Source organism: Acinetobacter sp. 161(2023), assembly GCF_037027805.1.
In the GTDB taxonomy this organism is placed as follows: Bacteria; Pseudomonadota; Gammaproteobacteria; order Pseudomonadales; family Moraxellaceae; genus Acinetobacter.
Map to the genome: position 1 here is coordinate 152,136 of NZ_JAZEYD010000006.1, position 16,084 is coordinate 168,219.

General features: G+C 39.2%; 16 protein-coding genes. 3 read left to right on the forward strand and 13 right to left on the reverse strand.

Annotated elements, in window-relative coordinates; all coding sequences use genetic code 11:
* Positions 1 to 17 precede the first annotated feature (17 nt).
* The 3 genes from WA249_RS07590 to xerA all read right to left on the reverse strand — a co-directional run bounded on the left by WA249_RS07590 (position 18) and on the right by xerA (position 2,681).
* On the reverse strand, positions 18 to 767 hold the full coding sequence (locus tag WA249_RS07590; RefSeq protein ID WP_004643793.1) for an electron transfer flavoprotein subunit beta/FixA family protein: 750 nt from the start codon (positions 765 to 767) through the stop codon (positions 18 to 20).
* 449 nt (positions 768 to 1,216) lie between these two features.
* On the reverse strand, positions 1,217 to 1,798 hold the full coding sequence (locus tag WA249_RS07595) for a phosphohydrolase (protein ID WP_336167560.1): 582 nt from the start codon (positions 1,796 to 1,798) through the stop codon (positions 1,217 to 1,219).
* Complete coding sequence (gene xerA / locus WA249_RS07600; RefSeq protein WP_336167674.1) at positions 1,788 to 2,681, reverse strand: site-specific tyrosine recombinase/integron integrase; 894 nt, start codon at positions 2,679 to 2,681, stop codon at positions 1,788 to 1,790. The genes WA249_RS07595 and xerA overlap by 11 nt, the downstream gene beginning before the upstream one ends.
* A gap of 169 nt (positions 2,682 to 2,850) precedes the next feature.
* On the opposite strand from xerA, the gene WA249_RS07605 reads away from it, so the two are divergent.
* Entirely contained in the window at positions 2,851 to 3,474 is a 624-nt protein-coding gene (locus WA249_RS07605; protein WP_336167562.1) for a LysE family translocator, read from the forward strand.
* 48 nt (positions 3,475 to 3,522) lie between these two features.
* Here WA249_RS07605 and WA249_RS07610 read toward each other — a convergent pair whose 3' ends face one another.
* The 6 genes from WA249_RS07610 to WA249_RS07635 all read right to left on the reverse strand — a co-directional run bounded on the left by WA249_RS07610 (position 3,523) and on the right by WA249_RS07635 (position 9,837).
* Entirely contained in the window at positions 3,523 to 4,128 is a 606-nt protein-coding gene (locus WA249_RS07610) for an alpha/beta fold hydrolase (protein ID WP_336167675.1), read from the reverse strand.
* Between the two features lie 101 nt (positions 4,129 to 4,229).
* Positions 4,230 to 5,075 (reverse strand): diaminopimelate epimerase, encoded by an 846-nt coding sequence (gene dapF, locus WA249_RS07615; protein WP_003650169.1) that lies wholly within the window; start codon positions 5,073 to 5,075, stop codon positions 4,230 to 4,232.
* Positions 5,076 to 5,080: 5 nt separating this feature from the next.
* Positions 5,081 to 6,331, reverse strand: a complete 1,251-nt coding sequence (gene lysA, locus WA249_RS07620) for a diaminopimelate decarboxylase (RefSeq protein ID WP_336167564.1) — start codon at positions 6,329 to 6,331, stop codon at positions 5,081 to 5,083.
* A gap of 22 nt (positions 6,332 to 6,353) precedes the next feature.
* Entirely contained in the window at positions 6,354 to 6,575 is a 222-nt protein-coding gene (lptM, locus tag WA249_RS07625) for an LPS translocon maturation chaperone LptM (RefSeq protein ID WP_002118887.1), read from the reverse strand.
* A gap of 140 nt (positions 6,576 to 6,715) precedes the next feature.
* Entirely contained in the window at positions 6,716 to 8,122 is a 1,407-nt protein-coding gene (locus tag WA249_RS07630; RefSeq protein ID WP_336167566.1) for an amino acid permease, read from the reverse strand.
* A 296-nt stretch (positions 8,123 to 8,418) separates the two neighbouring features.
* On the reverse strand, positions 8,419 to 9,837 hold the full coding sequence (locus WA249_RS07635; RefSeq protein WP_336167568.1) for an amino acid permease: 1,419 nt from the start codon (positions 9,835 to 9,837) through the stop codon (positions 8,419 to 8,421).
* A 177-nt stretch (positions 9,838 to 10,014) separates the two neighbouring features.
* Here WA249_RS07635 and radA point away from each other — a divergent pair, with 177 nt between their 5' ends.
* Complete coding sequence (gene radA, locus WA249_RS07640) at positions 10,015 to 11,403, forward strand: DNA repair protein RadA (RefSeq protein ID WP_336167570.1); 1,389 nt, start codon at positions 10,015 to 10,017, stop codon at positions 11,401 to 11,403.
* 82 nt (positions 11,404 to 11,485) lie between these two features.
* Positions 11,486 to 12,487: a Tim44 domain-containing protein gene (locus WA249_RS07645; RefSeq protein ID WP_336167572.1), complete on the forward strand. Its 1,002-nt coding sequence runs from the start codon at positions 11,486 to 11,488 to the stop codon at positions 12,485 to 12,487.
* A gap of 58 nt (positions 12,488 to 12,545) precedes the next feature.
* Here WA249_RS07645 and epmA read toward each other — a convergent pair whose 3' ends face one another.
* The 4 genes from epmA to fdhD all read right to left on the reverse strand — a co-directional run bounded on the left by epmA (position 12,546) and on the right by fdhD (position 16,015).
* A complete protein-coding gene (gene epmA / locus WA249_RS07650; RefSeq protein ID WP_336167574.1) occupies positions 12,546 to 13,520 on the reverse strand; it encodes an EF-P lysine aminoacylase EpmA in 975 nt (324 codons plus the stop codon).
* Entirely contained in the window at positions 13,517 to 14,584 is a 1,068-nt protein-coding gene (locus WA249_RS07655) for a 4-phosphoerythronate dehydrogenase (protein WP_336167576.1), read from the reverse strand. The genes epmA and WA249_RS07655 overlap by 4 nt, the downstream gene beginning before the upstream one ends.
* A 104-nt stretch (positions 14,585 to 14,688) precedes the next feature.
* Complete coding sequence (locus WA249_RS07660; RefSeq protein WP_336167578.1) at positions 14,689 to 15,081, reverse strand: YkvA family protein; 393 nt, start codon at positions 15,079 to 15,081, stop codon at positions 14,689 to 14,691.
* 148 nt (positions 15,082 to 15,229) lie between these two features.
* Positions 15,230 to 16,015, reverse strand: a complete 786-nt coding sequence (fdhD, locus tag WA249_RS07665) for a formate dehydrogenase accessory sulfurtransferase FdhD (protein WP_336167580.1) — start codon at positions 16,013 to 16,015, stop codon at positions 15,230 to 15,232.
* Between the last annotated feature and the right edge of the window lie 69 nt (positions 16,016 to 16,084).

Consider the following 16,084-nt stretch of genomic DNA (forward strand, 5'->3'; position numbering starts at 1 on the left):
GATTTTATCCTTCCGTATTAGATCACTTTCGCTTCATTTTTCAATTTTTCAACAAGCTCATCTACAGATTTCACTTGTACGCCAGCTTTACGTTCTGCTGGAGCTTCAACTTTAACAGTTTTAAGCTTAGTACCAGCTGTAACGCCATAATCAGCAGGAGATTTAGTATCAAGTGGCTTCTTACGAGCTTTCATGATGTTAGGCAATGCTGCATAACGTGGCTCATTCAAACGCAAGTCAGTTGTAATGATTGCTGGAAGTGCCAGTTCAACAGTTTGTAAACCACCGTCAACTTCACGAGTTACTTGTACTTTGCCGCCATCAACTTTCACTTCAGAAGCAAATGTACCTTGGCCCGCACCTAGTAATGCGCCAAGCATTTGACCTACTTGGTTAGAGTCATCATCAATTGCTTGTTTACCAAGAAGGATAAGTTCTGGTTTTTCAGCGTCAACAATACCTTTTAAAATTTTAGCAACTTCTAAAGCGCCAATTTCATCAGTAGTTTCAACTAAAATACCGCGGTCTGCACCCAAAGCCATTGCAGAACGGATTTGTTCTTGAGCTTCTTTAGGACCCACAGAAACAACAACGATTTCTGATACTGTTCCTTTTTCTTTTAAGCGAACCGCTTCTTCCACTGCGATTTCACAAAATGGGTTAATTGACATTTTAACGTTAGTTAGGTCAACCCCACTATTGTCCGGCTTAACACGAACTTTGACGTTGGCATCAACCACGCGTTTTACAGCAACAAGAGCCTTCATGTAATCCTCGGCTGTTCTAGCAAAAGTAAATGTTGAGAAAAGTATATTAACTCTTCAATTAAAATTTTTTAGGTACCCTATCTTGCAATGTGTTTGGCATTTCGGTCAAGTCACAATTTTCGCTACTGCTATAAAAAAGATGAAATGCCCAGTTCACTAATTCAAATTGCTTATTCGCTCAATGAATTTAGCAAATAAGCCAAACAAATTTTAAACCTTGAATTTCTTAATATTTTAAAAAATATAGTGGCTTAAAATCCTTTAATTTTAGAGAGGAGAAAAACAACAAAAACATCATTCCCTCCCCGCATGAGAGCACTTAAGGTACTCTAAAAAATTGGCAATTAGGTAAGAACATCCATAAATAAATGTTGAACAAAATAAAAAGCTTCTTACTGCTAATTACTTAATTTATCAGCATATATTTCTATTAAAAACAAAATATTAAGTTACCATTTAAACATAGGTAAAGGACTCCAAGGCTTTTGTAAAAAACGCTTTAATCCTAAATAAACTAGCGTTTTATGGAATCCAGCATTTGGATATTGGCGCGTTAACTTTTTGAACTCACTTTTGGGAATATTTGAACGTAATAAGCCTAAAGAAAAATCTGCATAGTCAGCTTGTCTAAAATATTCAATCAATGGATATTCTGAACACTTTGTCGTTATTAATTTATGATGTTCTGTAATCATCAATGTTATTTCTCTTTGCCAATCTAATAATCGATTCAAAGTCAAATAACTTAACATCACTTTGACAGATGGCTCTAAATAATCAATCGTTTTATTTGTCCATATCCCAATATCGTGAAAGGCAACCGCAATCGCTATTTTATGTATAGTTTCTTCATTACTATCTTGGCTCAATATTAAACAGCATCCTGCCACCCGCTTACAATGATTTAAGTATCCTTGATAATCAGCCTCAATAGTAGTTTGATATTCCTGTAAAATTTTCTCAATCAAGATACTACATTGCCTAAATGCATCTTGATCAAGTGATAAAATCAAACCTTGTTTAGTGTTCATTCTTTTGTGCTCTCGGATGAGCTCGATCATAGACTTGCGCCAAATGATCAAAATCAACATGTGTATAAATTTGTGTGGTAGACAAATTACTGTGGCCTAACATTTCTTGTACTGATCGTAAATCACCACTGCTTGATAACATATGGCTAGCAAAACAATGCCGTAATAAATGAGGATGCAAATCTACATTCACACCTGCTCTTTGTGCTTGAAGCTTTACACGCTTTTCGATTTGCCGTGGAGTTAACACACCGCCTCTTTGAGAAATAAAAACAAAAGCATTTTGATCAAAATGGCCTTTCCAGATTTTGTAAATTTTCAGCCAATTCAATAGGCTTTCTTTCGCCTTTTTTCCAAACGGTACAATACGGGTTTTATTTCCTTTACCCGTAATACGTAACAGTTGACGGTTAAAATCGATATCTTTAATCGTTAAGCCTTGCAGTTCAGCCAGACGCAAACCACTTGAGTAAAGTAACTCGAGCATGGCTTTATCACGTAACCATAATTGCTGATCAATTGGTTTTTCAGGCATAGGCTGATCTAAAATCTGATTAACCGTTTCTATGTCGATCATACCCGGCAAAGGTCTAGGCTGACGTTTGAGCTTAAAATCATCTATAGGATTAATTTCTAAATATTTCCCTTGTTCAGCCCATTTCATAAACTGGCGAATGGAGGTGAGATGACGTTGCATACTGCTTGAGCTTAACTGGTCTTGCTCAACACGCTGGGCCAAATATTCACGTAAATCTGAAGCTTCAATATTTCTTAAATCTAGTTGTTTGTGTTCACAGAACTCAAGAAAGCTTTTAACATCTCGTTCATAAGCTGTAATCGTGTGCTCAGACTGGTTCTGAATTTTTCTTTCTTTTAACCACATTGAGAGCAGCTGTAATGCAAAATCCAAATTGCTCTCCATTTATTCGCTCATTTTATTTTTTCAGTGTATCAAAAAGTAGGTGTTCAGGAAATTTAAGATCGTACAGCCTAACAACTCACTACCTTATATATTACACTCCATTTTAAGTATTCGTCGGAACCCTGTTGTCATGACTACCATACTCATTCCCTACTTAATTGCGATTACTTTACTTACGCTTACACCAGGTCTGGATACGACTTTAATTATTCGTACCGCTACTCTTGAAGGTAAATCGAAAGCATTTCAAGCAGCAGTAGGTATTAGCCTTGGCTGTATTGCATGGGGAATTGTGGTTGCTTGTGGTCTAGGGGCTTTGCTCATGGCTTCTGATTTAGCTTTTAATATTCTGAAATGGATGGGAGCTGCTTATCTTGCATGGCTGGGTTTGAATATGATTTTAAAACCGCGTAGCCAACTTTCAGACATGCAAGAAAGTAACTCAAATGTCTCTTCTTCACAAAATTGGTTTATTAAAGGTTTTTTAGGTAACTTACTTAATCCAAAAGTCGGTATTTTTTATATTTCATTTCTTCCACAATTTATTCCACCACAAGCGTCGGCTGTCACTTGGATTATGGGGCTTGTGACGATTCATGTGGTGATTGGAACCTTATGGTCAATTTTATTAATTTTAGCCATGCAGCCAGTTTCACGTTATCTAAAGCAACCTAAATTTGTGAAATATATGGACCGAATTACAGGCAGTATTTTTGTGTTGTTTGCTTTGAAATTGGCTTTGAGTAAAAGGTAAATCTAAAAAGCGTGCTGATAGATAGCACGCTAAATAAGACTTAAAAACTTACATTAGTTTTTCTAAGTAGGTTTCTATTTGAACTGAAACTTCATCGGCATGTTTTTCTGCTAATTGATGGTCCCCACCTTTCACAACATATAACGTCGAATTTTCAAACTTTTGATTTAAATATCGACCCACCTGAACGGGGCTCACTGGATCGTTATCACCCCAGATTAATAAAGTTTCAATGTTTATATCTGATAAAAACTCTTCGTAGTTAGCATTGGTAGTAATAAACCAATCTGGATATTTTAAAAATGTTTGGCGGTATGCTTCACGCCAATCTTGCACATTAAATGGGCTCAGATCTATTCCACCAGAAGTTGCAATCAAGATCAGCCCTTTCACCAGTTGAGGTTTTTGCAACGCTGCGGCAACAGCAAAAATCCCACCCATAGATTGAGCAATAATTACAGATTCTTTATTAATTTGATTGACCACATAATTTGTTAGGTCTTCAAAGCTTTTGACCTCAAAGGATTCAGGTGTATCTCCAAAACCGGGATAACCAATAATTTTTGTCTGGTAATGCTGAGGTAATTTTTCAATTAAGGGATGCCAAAATGTCGTACTGCCTGATGCGCCGGGTAAGAAAATTAAATTATTCATATTTTTATAAAGTAATAAAATTAAAAAATTATTGTACATATAAAAGAAGGCCTCTTTTATCATTTTAGCTAATAAAAGAGACTTCTATTTAGGTCACGCGATTAGCCTTGGAAATAACGTAAATCCAAACGTCCATCATAAACATGAGTTGTTGGACCCGTCATCCAGACCACATCGCCTTCTTGCCATTCGATTTGTAGCTTACCACCAGCCAATTCAACTTCAACTGAGTTGGCAAGTAAACCACGACGCATACCACTTACCGCAGCAGCACAAGCACCTGTACCACATGCAAGTGTTTCACCTACACCACGTTCAAATACACGAAGGCGCACATGGTTTTCATCAATTACTTGCATAAAACCAGCATTAACACGCTCAGGAAAACGTTTATGTGACTCAACTTGTGGACCAATACCAGCAACATCTGCTGTGAGTACATCTGGAACAATAGTTACAGCGTGAGGATTCCCCATATTGACCACATCAATACTAATGTTTTGGTCGTTGGCTAACTCAAGTGTATATAAAGCTTCTGGTTGTTCAGCAACAAATGGAATTTCATTTGGTAAAAATTTCGGGTAACCCATATTCACGCGTACCCAACCATTTTGCCCAAGTTCAGGCTTTACAATACCGGCTTTGGTTTGAACAGTAATATTCGTTTTACTGGTTAAATGACGCTCATGTACAAAACGAGCAAAACAGCGCACACCATTACCACATTGTTCAACTTCAGAGCCATCAGCATTAAAAATACGATATTTAAAATCTGCTTCTGGTAAATCTGGTGGTTCAACAATCAAAAGCTGATCAAAGCCAATACCAAAATGGCGATCGGCTAAGCGTTGGATTGTTTCTGTATCCAAATAGGCACGTTGGCTGATCAGATCAACCACCATAAAGTCATTGCCCAGGCCATGCATTTTAGTAAATTCTAACAACATTTCATTTACTCCTCAGGCAATAAACTTTCTTTTTCCCAAAGGGATTCAACTGTTTCACGCTCACGAATCAAATGGGCTTTATCACCAGACACCATCACTTCAGCAGCACGTCCACGTGTGTTGTAATTTGAACTCATTACAAAACCATAAGCACCAGCACCGAGAACAGCTAACAAGTCATTTTCTTTTAAAGCCAATGAGCGATCTTTACCAATGAAATCACCTGTCTCACAGATTGCACCAACAAGATCCCAAGTTTTTTCTTCAGTATCTGAACTTGGTACCACAGGTTGGATATCCATCCAAGCTTCATATAATGCAGGGCGGATCAAATCATTCATTGCAGCATCAATAATGGCAAAGTTGCGGTGGGCCGTTGGCTTGAGCAAATCAACTTTGGTTAAAAGCACACCTGCATTTGCACTAATGCTACGACCCGGTTCCATATAAACTTTAAGACCTAACTTTTCTAAAGCAGGTTTCATTGAGTTTGCATATTCTTCAACACTTGGCGGTGTTTCATCTTTATAACAAACACCTAAACCACCACCGATATCAATATGTTTAAGATTGATACCAAGTTTTTTTAATTCTTCGATCATCAACATGACACGATCTAAAGCATCAACGAATGGTTTAGTCTCGGTTAATTGCGAACCAATGTGGCAGTCAATTCCAATAATCTCAAGGTTTGGTAAAGATGCAGCATATTGATAGGTTTCATAAACGGTATCACTTGGAATACCAAATTTATTTTCTTTAAGGCCTGTCGAAATATAAGGATGCGTTTTTGCATCTACATCTGGATTTACACGTAAAGAAATCGGAGCTTTTTTGCTTAGACGAGCTGCAACTTTTTGAAGTCGATCTAGTTCTGCATAAGACTCTACGTTAAAGCAAGCAATGCCTACATTTAACGATGTTTCGATATCGACTTCGGTTTTACCTAAACCCGAAAAAACGACTTTAGATGCATCTCCACCCGCTTTTAAAACACGTGCAAGCTCACCACCTGATACGATATCAAAACCAGCACCCAGTTTTGCCAATACATTAAGAACAGCTAAATTTGAGTTAGATTTCACCGCAAAACAGATTTGATGATCAATAAAATCAAAAGCACGATCCATATCTAAGTAATGTTTTTCAAAAGCTGCTTTTGAATAAACATACAAAGGTGTGCCAAATTGCTGCGCAAGCTGCTCCATAGAACATTGCTCTGCGTGCAATACTCCATTAATGCGAGTGAAACTCATGAATATGTCCTTATTTCAAAGCTTAAGGTGATGTTGTTTGGGTTGGGGCTGATGATTCAACTGGCTGTTCAGCTTGTTCATCCTGTTGCACAACTTGTTTCTGTTCTTTATTACGATAGAGCAAGTATTTCGCACGTTTGTCATAATTCGGATCAGAAGGTAGCTGTAATGCTCCTGACTGACCACAAGCGCTTAGCAAAATACTGCTGCTCAATAAACTGATGAGGCAAATGACACGACGCATCTGAGCACCTGATTTAAACAATTCGGTGCAGTATACCGTGATCATGCAGGCGGCTAAAGAGTAAACTTAAAGAGAAAAACAATATGCATAAAAAACGCCAGCTTTTCAGCCAGCGTTTGATCATAATCAAATAAATTTAATTACTTTTTATGACGTGGTTTATAGAAGAAGAAATAGCCAATGATCAAGATAACAAACCAGATTGGGCTGACTTTAAGTGCTTTGAACGTATCTGGCTCTAAAGACAACACGTAAATCATACCAATAAAGAAAATGATCGTGATCCAACATGTAAATAACCCACCCGGCAATTTAAATGTTGATTTTGCATGCAGCTCAGGGCGTGTAGTGTAATAACGGATATAACTCCAGATAATCAGTAACCACACACAAATGAATAGAATCGTTGAAAGTGTTGTTGCAAGCGTAAACGCTTCAACGGTATTTGGCACAAAATACTGTAAAGCAGCACCTAACAATAAACACGCAGCAGAGAAATACAATGCATTTGCTGGTACTGCACGTCTGTTCAGTTTACCAAAAGCTTTTGGTCCCTGATCTTCACGAGACAGACCAAACAACATACGACTTGTTGAAAACACGCCACTGTTCATTGATGACATGACAGATGACAACACAACCAAGTTCATCAAGATTGCTGCTGCTGCAACACCTGCTTGACTAAACAAGTTTACAAATGGGCTAATCGCTGGATCAATTCGATTCCATGGTGTTACTGACATTACAATAACTAATGCGAGCACATAGAAAATAATGATACGAATTGGAATTGAGTTAATTGCTTTAGGCAAATTACGTTCTGGATCTTTAGTTTCCGCAGCCGTTGTTCCGACAAGCTCAACACCAACGAAAGCAAAAATCGCAATCTGGAAGCCAGCCAAGAAACCGTGCACACCTGTCGGGAAGAAACCACCATTTGCCCACAAATGAGTAAAGGATGCGACTTCACCTGTACTAGAAGTAAAGCCAGTAAAAATCATCCATAGACCCACAGCAATTAAAATAATGATTGCTAGGATTTTAATGAGCGCAAACCAAAACTCCAATTCACCAAACAGGCGAACTGTTAACAAGTTCAAGCCCATAATGAATACGATGGCCGCAACACTGATCATGGCACCTTCAACAGGCGAAAAAGGTAGACCATTATTAAAGAATTGTAAGTAATAGATAATTGCAGACAGATCGGCAATACCAATGGTGATCCAACACAGCCAATAGGTCCAACCTACAAAATAACCTGCCCATGGGCCAATTAAATCTGTTGTGAAATCAATAAATGATTTATAGGCAAGATTTGAAAGAAGTAATTCGCCAAGCGCACGCATGACAAAAAACACCATCACACCAATGATCAGGTAAATGAATAAGATTGATGGGCCAGCAAGACTAATTGTTTTGCCTGATCCCATAAACAATCCCGTACCAATTGCACCGCCAATCGCGATCAGCTGTAAATGCCGATTTGAAAGGCTACGATGGAGCTCACCTTGTTCATGAGGCTCATTCAGATTTTGATTCGACATCTTATCAATACACTCCAGTAATTTTTTTTAGTCCGTTAGCTAAAATCAAAAAGACGATATCGCACCATTTGCAGGTATCTTTTAAATGTATATTTTTTGACAACTTTTCAGCTAACCAATTTTTGTCTGTATTGCTGATGATTTCAAGCTACATACAATTAAATCCGATAATACGCACAAGCCCATAGCAATACAACGCACCTTCCAGTCTACAATTAAGACTTGAACCACTTTGATTTTTCAATTAAAAAAGGCAATCTGATCGATTGCCTTTTTATATTTCGTGTTTAAGTTATTTATTCTTCGATAAAATTACGTTTTATTTTTGACTTATAAAAACCAAAGTAACTAATTGCAAGAACAATGAACCATATTGGGCTGACCATAAGCGACTTGGCTGTGTCTGCTTCAAGGCTTAAAATCGCAATGGTAAACAAGAAGAAAATAATAACGACATAACTCATCACTACCCCACCCGGCATTTTAAAATTAGATTTTTCATGCAGTTCAGGAGATAACTTACGGTAGCGGATATAACACACCAAAATCAAAATCCATACCGTCAAAAATAAAATAGTGCATAACGTCGTTGCCAAGGTAAATGCTTCAATCGTATTTGGCACAAAATATTGTAATAAAGCACCACCCATAATACAGGCACAGGAAAAAATTAAACCATTTGCCGGAACCGCACTTTTGGTCAACTGACCTAAAGTTTCAGGCGCCTGGCCATCACGCGATAAGCCATACATCATTCGGCTAGTCGAAAAAATACCACTATTCATAGAAGACATAACCGATGATAGCACTACTAGATTCATAATAATTGCAGCAGTTGGAATACCTGCCATTAAGAATAATTCAACAAATGGACTACGATCTGCTTTTACTTGATCCCAAGGTGTTACAGACATCACTACCATTAATGCCAACACATAAAATAAAATGACACGAATCGGAATTGCATTAATTGCTTTAGGTAGATGTTTATGCGGGTCTTTGGTTTCAGCGGCTGTTGTTCCCACTAACTCCACCCCAATAAAAGCAAAGATAGCTATCTGGAAGCCAGCAAGGAAACCATTTACCCCATGAGGGAACATGCCACCATGATTCCAAATGTTAGTTATAGCAGCCACAGAACCCGATGGTGATTGGAACTTAGCCACGACCATATAGATACCGGCAAGAACTAAAGCAACAATCGCAACAATTTTGATAATTGCAAACCAAAATTCAACTTCGCCAAACAGACGAACTGTTAATAAATTTAGAATTAATAAAAAAAGAACACAGCCAGCACTAATCATGGCTTGTTCAATTGGACTAAAACTGACGCCATTGGGTAACCAAAAACTTAAATAGCTCGTCACCGCAGTTAAATCTGCCATTCCAACCAGAACCCAGCTTACCCAGTAGGTCCACCCGACATAAAAGCCAGCCCAAGGACCGATCAGATCATAAGCCATATCGACAAACGACTTATAATTTAGATTTGAAAGTAGAACCTCTCCCAAAGCACGCATAAGAAAAAAAATCATGGTGCCAATAATTAAATAGATAAATAAAATTGATGGCCCCGCCAAAGAAATAGTTTTTCCTGACCCCATAAACAGGCCCGTTCCAATGGCCCCTCCGATAGCAATCAATTGTAAATGGCGATTGGTCAGCTTACGCTGTAAGTCGCCAACATGATCATGATGCTGAAGATTAGACATAGGTAAATATCCTAAAAATTCCCTATCTTTACTAAAGCAAAATGCATTCCAATGTTTTTTAACAATGCACAAAAAATAGGCCCTTGAAAAATGATAGGGTTCTGCCTACGTTCACCTTGTCGTTTTGCTATACTCTGTTTCCACTATTGATTAAGAAGTTTTTAACTGAAGTCGAATATGAGCAAAGTCAAAACTGTTTACCGTTGCGAACAATGTGGTGCTGACCACCTTAAATGGGCAGGTCAATGTTCAGAGTGTGGTGAATGGAATTCTTTGACTGAAGTCAAACTTGAGCCGACTACTGCACATCGCGCACGTCCAAAAGTTGGAGGCTATGCAGGCCAAGCAGCCAATATTACAACGCTAAATAAAGTCACTTTTTCGCATGAAACCCGCTTACAGACAGGTATCAGCGAATTTGACCGCGTACTTGGTGGAGGCTTAGTTACGGGTTCAGTGGTATTAATTGGTGGTGACCCCGGAATTGGTAAATCAACCATTCTTTTACAAACAGCAACCCACATGGCAAGTGCAAAAAGCTCTGCACTTTATATTACAGGTGAAGAATCGTTATCTCAGGTGGCGCTTCGTGCTCAACGTCTGGACTTGCCTACTGACCAGTTAAAAGTCATGGCTGAAACCTGTGTGGAACGAATTTGCGAAGTCTTAGAGCAAGAAAAGCCCGTAGTGGCTATTTTAGACTCGATCCAAACGCTTTATACGGAAACGCTCCAATCTGCACCAGGCGGTGTTTCACAAATTCGTGAATCTGCTGCACTACTTACACGTTATGCAAAAAATAGTGGCACGGCGCTATTTCTTGTTGGTCATGTGACCAAAGAAGGTGCACTTGCTGGTCCTCGTGTTTTAGAGCACATGGTGGATTGTGTACTTTATTTTGAAGGTCAATCTGACTCTCGCTACCGAATGATTCGTGCTGTTAAAAACCGCTTTGGTGCTGTCAATGAACTGGGTGTATTTGCTATGACAGATAAAGGGTTACGTGAAGTTGCTAACCCTTCTGCCATTTTCTTGAGTCGTTATGATGAAGCAATCCCTGGTTCAATTGTCATGATTAGCCGTGAAGGAACTCGCCCTCTTTTGGTCGAAGTCCAAGCCTTAGTTGATGATGCTCAAGGGCAACCACGTCGCGTCGCATTAGGTCTTGAACAAAACCGTTTAAACATGCTTCTTGCTGTCATGCATCGTCATGGCGGTGTCCAAACCACAGGACAAGACGTCTATGTCAATATTGTAGGTGGTTTAAAAATTACCGAAACAGGTTCCGATTTAGCAGTTTTGTTAGCATGTGCTTCAAGTCTACGGACTAAAGCCTTGCCCCAACAACTTGCAGTTTTTGGAGAAGTTGGTCTTTCTGGTGAAATTCGTCCTGTGCCGAATGGTCAAGAACGTTTAAAAGAAGCTGCAAAACATGGCTTTAAATATGTCATTTTACCAAGAGGCAATGCCCCGCAAAAAGCAATTCCGGGAGTACAAGTCATTGCTGTTGCACGCTTACATGAAGCATTGACCGAAGCAATGCAACTGAGTGATGAGTTGACATAAAAAAACATATTTTTATGGTTGAAATTTAGTGTAAATGACTGCATAAATACTATTACAAATTAATGTTAAACAGGAATTTCCTATGGAAGTACACCAGCGCGGCTTGATAACCGGTATTTTAATGGCTGCTTTGGCAATTTCTCCGCTTGCTGAAGCAAAACGTGCAGGTGGTGGTAAAAGCCACGGCATGGCACGCTCTACCACTTCAAGCCAGTCTTATCAACAACCTCGTCAAGTGGCTCCCGCTCAACAACCTGCTACAGCACCTCAGAGATCTGGCCCGGGTGTTGGTTCAATGGTTGCTGCTGGTGTAGCTGGTGCTGCCGTAGGTGCTGTTGCAGCACACGCTTTAGCTGATGATAAACCAACATCAACTGAACAACATGCAACTCAGGCAGGTGCAAACCAGTCAGATGATCAGCAACAAGCGGTTCAAGCTCAACATCAACAAGAGAAAAAAGGTGGTATCCCTGGTTGGATTTGGGTATTACTTGCAGCTGCTCTTGCCTTTTTTCTGTTCCGCAAATTTGGTGCAAAAAAAAAATTAGCAGCGAATAATCCTTATGCTCCAAACAATAATGGACAAAACATGACTAGTCGCTCAGCTGCTCCAACAAATACTGGTGGAGATACCAATATCTTTGGTCAGTCTGTGGGTGGCGGTACAGCAACTCAAGCGCCTTTTGGTAGTGCAACAATGAACAGTGGTAGTCAACTTCCAGATGGTAGCGAACCAGCTTCTTTCTTACGTATTGCACGTCAACGTTTTAATCACATCCAGTCGATGAATACTGCGAGTAATATCGAAGAAATTCGCCGTTACTTAACACCAGAACTTTATAGTTCTATGTATAACGACATCATGGAAAACCAAGATCAAGACGTTGCTGAATTTAGCAATCTTAATGCAATGGTTGTAGACAGTGCGACTGAAAATGGTCAATACGTGGTAAGCGTACGCTTCACTGGTAACGTTAGTGAAGATTTAAACAGTTTGCCACAACCATTTACTGAAATCTGGCACTTTGTTAAGCCTGCTGGCTCTCAGCAAGACTGGGTTGTTGCAGGCATTCAACAAGCTTAAGCTAAATAAATCCTCAATAAAAAAGCCACAATATTGTGGCTTTTTTATTTGTCAGTTTTTAAGCAATTTCCGCTGGAAATGTAATGACTTTTTCAATTTTGACCTGATCCATTGCAACCATTAATAGACGGTCTACGCCTAAAGCAATTCCTGAGCATTCTGGCATATGAGGCAAAGCTGCTAATAGATGTTCATCTAAAGGCATGACATGAAGGCCTTGCTTAGCCCGTTCTGCATTATCTGCTTCAAAGCGTGAGCGTAACACCTCTGCATCAAGCAATTCATCATAGGCATTTGCCAGCTCTAAACCTTCAATATAAACCTCAAAACGAGCGGCAACTTCTTCACCATCTTCGTCTACTTTTACTTTAGCCAAAGATGCCATTTCTGGTGGAAAGTCGGTTAAAAAGACAGGTGCATCAAACCCTAAACTTGGTTCAACAAAATGCGAAAATAATAAATCGATATAAGCTAAACGGTCATCGCCCAAATCAAGATTTAACCCCACACGATTTGCCGTATCTTTGAGTTGCTTCAACGTTGCTTGTAATGGATTAATGTCGAGGCGGTCTTGAAAAGCATGTTTATAACTTAAAATAAACGGACGAACTTCCCCAAAACGATGCTGCAAACAGGTCTGCAATAAATCGGCAGTTTCATGCATTAATGCTTTTAAGTCTAGACCCGGGCGGTACCATTCGAGCATGGTAAATTCACTGTTGTGTTTACGCCCGTGTTCATCGTCTCGAAAAACCTTACAAATCTGATAAATCGCTCCACTACCACTTGCTAACAAACGCTTCATGGCAAACTCAGGCGAGGTCTGTAAATACTGAGTCTGCAACTTGCCATTAATATGACGTAAAGCCTGCACAGACGCTAAATGCACATCTGTGACACCTGCTTGTGAAACAATCGGTGTTTCCACTTCCATGACATCACGTTCACCAAAAAACTGACGAATCTGGTTATAGAGTTTGGCACGTGCTTTTAAGGCATCAATTGAACAAGTAGGTTGATAACTTAAACTCATGCCTTCGGCCCTCCATGTGCTGCCCATTCACGGCGCAGCGGATAATTCTTACGTAATAAATCAAATGCTTTTTGCTCTACTTTGCCCTCTTTAATGCAGGCACGTATGTTGGCATCGTCTTGAGCAATATCATAAATTTGAGTTATTTTTTGCTTTAACACCGCTTTTAAATCATTTCCTGAGAAATAGTCATCACCCGCAGGCAACTGGGTCTCGAAACGTTTATTTATATCGAATCCAAACTTTTCACAAAACGCTTCATAAATCATTTGCGTACCGCGGGCCTTCCCTTCAAGGCTATAACCTGCAATGTGCGGTGTTGCCAAAGCCAACATGTCTATAAGCTCTTCAGATATGACGGGTTCATGCTCAAATACATCAAGCACAACTTTACGCTGGGTACGCTGAATATCTTCGATTAAAGCAGCTTCTTTAACGACTGGACCACGCGCACTATTAATTAAAATCGTGTTCGGTTGAAGTGCTGCAAAAGCTTCTTCATTGAAAAGATGATATGTCGCATGTTCACCATTTTGGGTGAGAGGCACATGAATTGAAATTGCATTGGCTTGTTGCAGAAGCGTTTCTAAACTCACATTTTTAATTGAATTTAACTGCACAAATGGGTCAAAGCCAATCACTTTCCAACCGAGTAAGCCTGCCATATAGGCCAAGCGTTTACCAACGTTTCCAAGCCCCACAATGCCTAGAGTAAATTTTTCTTGTTGTTCTAAAAGGTTGGCATCTAAATGAAGTAAAGTAGTAATGACATATTCAGCAACGGCCTGAGCATTGCAACCTGCTGCATTTGCCCATGTAATGTCATGTTTTTCTAGGGCTTGAATATCTAAATGATCGGTTCCGATTGTGGCACTACCCACATATTTTAAAGCGGTATTTTGAATTAAACTTTCGTTCACTGCGGTGACTGAACGAACCAATAAAGCTTCTGCATCTTTTACATCTGCGTGCGTTAAGGTGCGTCCTGCATGGTGTTGAATATCGCCAAATTCTGAAAAAAAGTAATCGGTAAATGCCAAGTTTTCATCTGCGACGATTTTCATTGTCTGCAACCCATAGCTTATAAAAACGTTATTATCCTTTGAGTTGTAGCAAAGCACAATGTTAAGAGCATTAAATTAGTACAGGGCTTCAAGACTCAGTTTACTTAAAAACCACCACCAACATAAAAATAAGCCATCACCGCAAGTGTTAGCCACATTAAAATAATAAGCACAGCAACCAAGTAATTTTTTGGCCCTTTTTCATGTTCATCTAGCCACTCTTTGGCTTGTTGTTCAGCATCTAAAATTACTTGTTGAGGTGTAAAACGAAGTGCTAGCCAAATCAGTATCGGTACAATAATGGCATCATCAACCAAGCCTATAATAGGAATAAAATCTGGAATTAAGTCGATGGGACTAAAAGCATAAGCTACCGCTACCACTGCAATAACTTTGGGAAACCATGGCATTTGAGGATGCTTTGATGCAAACCAAAGCATAATAATTTGTTTTTTTAGACGTTTTGCCCAATCTTTTAAAGACTGTAACCAAGCCATTGGGGCGCACTCTGACCTACAAAAATCTGATCATAAAGTATAAAGCTCATGCTTAACTTAAAATTAGGCAAAATAAAAATGTATATTCCGATTATTTTGAAAGTTATTTAATTTGAGCTGATCTGTTCAATATTTCTACGCATCATGTTTAGGTATATAAAACAAAGTCATCTCCACGACAAAAACTTGCCAAAGTTAAGCCAGAAGTCTTTGCGAGTCGAATTGCCATACTGGTTGGGGCAGAAATTGAAGCCAATAAACCAATATTAAGCTGCGCACATTTACGAATTAATTCGTAGCTTGCACGACTGGTCATCACCACAAAACCCAAACTGGTGTCGTAGTTTTCTTGAGCTAAATAACCTAACAATTTATCTAAGGCATTGTGACGACCAACATCTTCAAACAAAGCCATGATTTTGCCTTGAACCACCCAAGCAGCGGCATGAGCGCCACCCGTTAAGGCAGTAATTTTTTGTTGATCTTTTAATTGAGAAATCGCGACTGGAATTTGTTCGAGCCACTCTTTGGAAGGTTCGATGGTAATTTTAGGAATATCGAGCTGAAGCTGCTCTAAACTTTCAATGCCACACAAACCACAGCCTGTACGCCCGACCAACATACGCCGTCTTTCTTTTAATGCAGCAAATGCTCTAGATGAAATGGTCATATTCACTTCAATTCCCAATTCACTTTCATGAACCTCAATGGCGTACAACTCTTTTAAGCTCGTCAAAATTCCTTCGGACAAACTAAAACCTTTAGCGAACACACTCACATCAGTAGGTGTTGCCATCATCACTGCATGAGAAATGCCGTTATATACCAAAGCAATCGGATGCTCTTGAACAATATTATCTAAAACACTTTCAGATTCGGTTTTCTTAAACCGCTTTACTTGTAATGTTTCAACCCCATAAGAATGTGGTGTCAAAATAATTTCCTTTATCTTGAAATGGCGCTTATTTAGAGCGCCATTTGTTTGAATTACATTTTTAATGTC

Excerpts from the sequence above, each read along its gene's own strand:
- xerA (WP_336167674.1), bottom strand. The coding sequence starts at position 2,681 with ATGTGGTTAAAAGAAAGAAAAATTCAGAACCAGTCTGAGCACACGATT.
- WA249_RS07660 (WP_336167578.1), bottom strand. The coding sequence starts at position 15,081 with ATGGCTTGGTTACAGTCTTTAAAAGATTGGGCAAAACGTCTAAAAAAA.
- WA249_RS07605 (WP_336167562.1), top strand. The coding sequence starts at position 2,851 with ATGACTACCATACTCATTCCCTACTTAATTGCGATTACTTTACTTACG.
- WA249_RS07655 (WP_336167576.1), bottom strand. The coding sequence starts at position 14,584 with ATGAAAATCGTCGCAGATGAAAACTTGGCATTTACCGATTACTTTTTT.
- epmA (WP_336167574.1), bottom strand. The coding sequence starts at position 13,520 with ATGAGTTTAAGTTATCAACCTACTTGTTCAATTGATGCCTTAAAAGCA.
- radA (WP_336167570.1), top strand. The coding sequence starts at position 10,015 with ATGAGCAAAGTCAAAACTGTTTACCGTTGCGAACAATGTGGTGCTGAC.
- WA249_RS07595 (WP_336167560.1), bottom strand. The coding sequence starts at position 1,798 with ATGAACACTAAACAAGGTTTGATTTTATCACTTGATCAAGATGCATTT.
- WA249_RS07645 (WP_336167572.1), top strand. The coding sequence starts at position 11,486 with ATGGAAGTACACCAGCGCGGCTTGATAACCGGTATTTTAATGGCTGCT.
- dapF (WP_003650169.1), bottom strand. The coding sequence starts at position 5,075 with ATGTTGTTAGAATTTACTAAAATGCATGGCCTGGGCAATGACTTTATG.
- lptM (WP_002118887.1), bottom strand. The coding sequence starts at position 6,575 with ATGCGTCGTGTCATTTGCCTCATCAGTTTATTGAGCAGCAGTATTTTG.
- WA249_RS07635 (WP_336167568.1), bottom strand. The coding sequence starts at position 9,837 with ATGTCTAATCTTCAGCATCATGATCATGTTGGCGACTTACAGCGTAAG.
- WA249_RS07610 (WP_336167675.1), bottom strand. The coding sequence starts at position 4,128 with ATGAATAATTTAATTTTCTTACCCGGCGCATCAGGCAGTACGACATTT.
- lysA (WP_336167564.1), bottom strand. The coding sequence starts at position 6,331 with ATGAGTTTCACTCGCATTAATGGAGTATTGCACGCAGAGCAATGTTCT.
- WA249_RS07630 (WP_336167566.1), bottom strand. The coding sequence starts at position 8,122 with ATGTCGAATCAAAATCTGAATGAGCCTCATGAACAAGGTGAGCTCCAT.
- WA249_RS07590 (WP_004643793.1), bottom strand. The coding sequence starts at position 767 with ATGAAGGCTCTTGTTGCTGTAAAACGCGTGGTTGATGCCAACGTCAAA.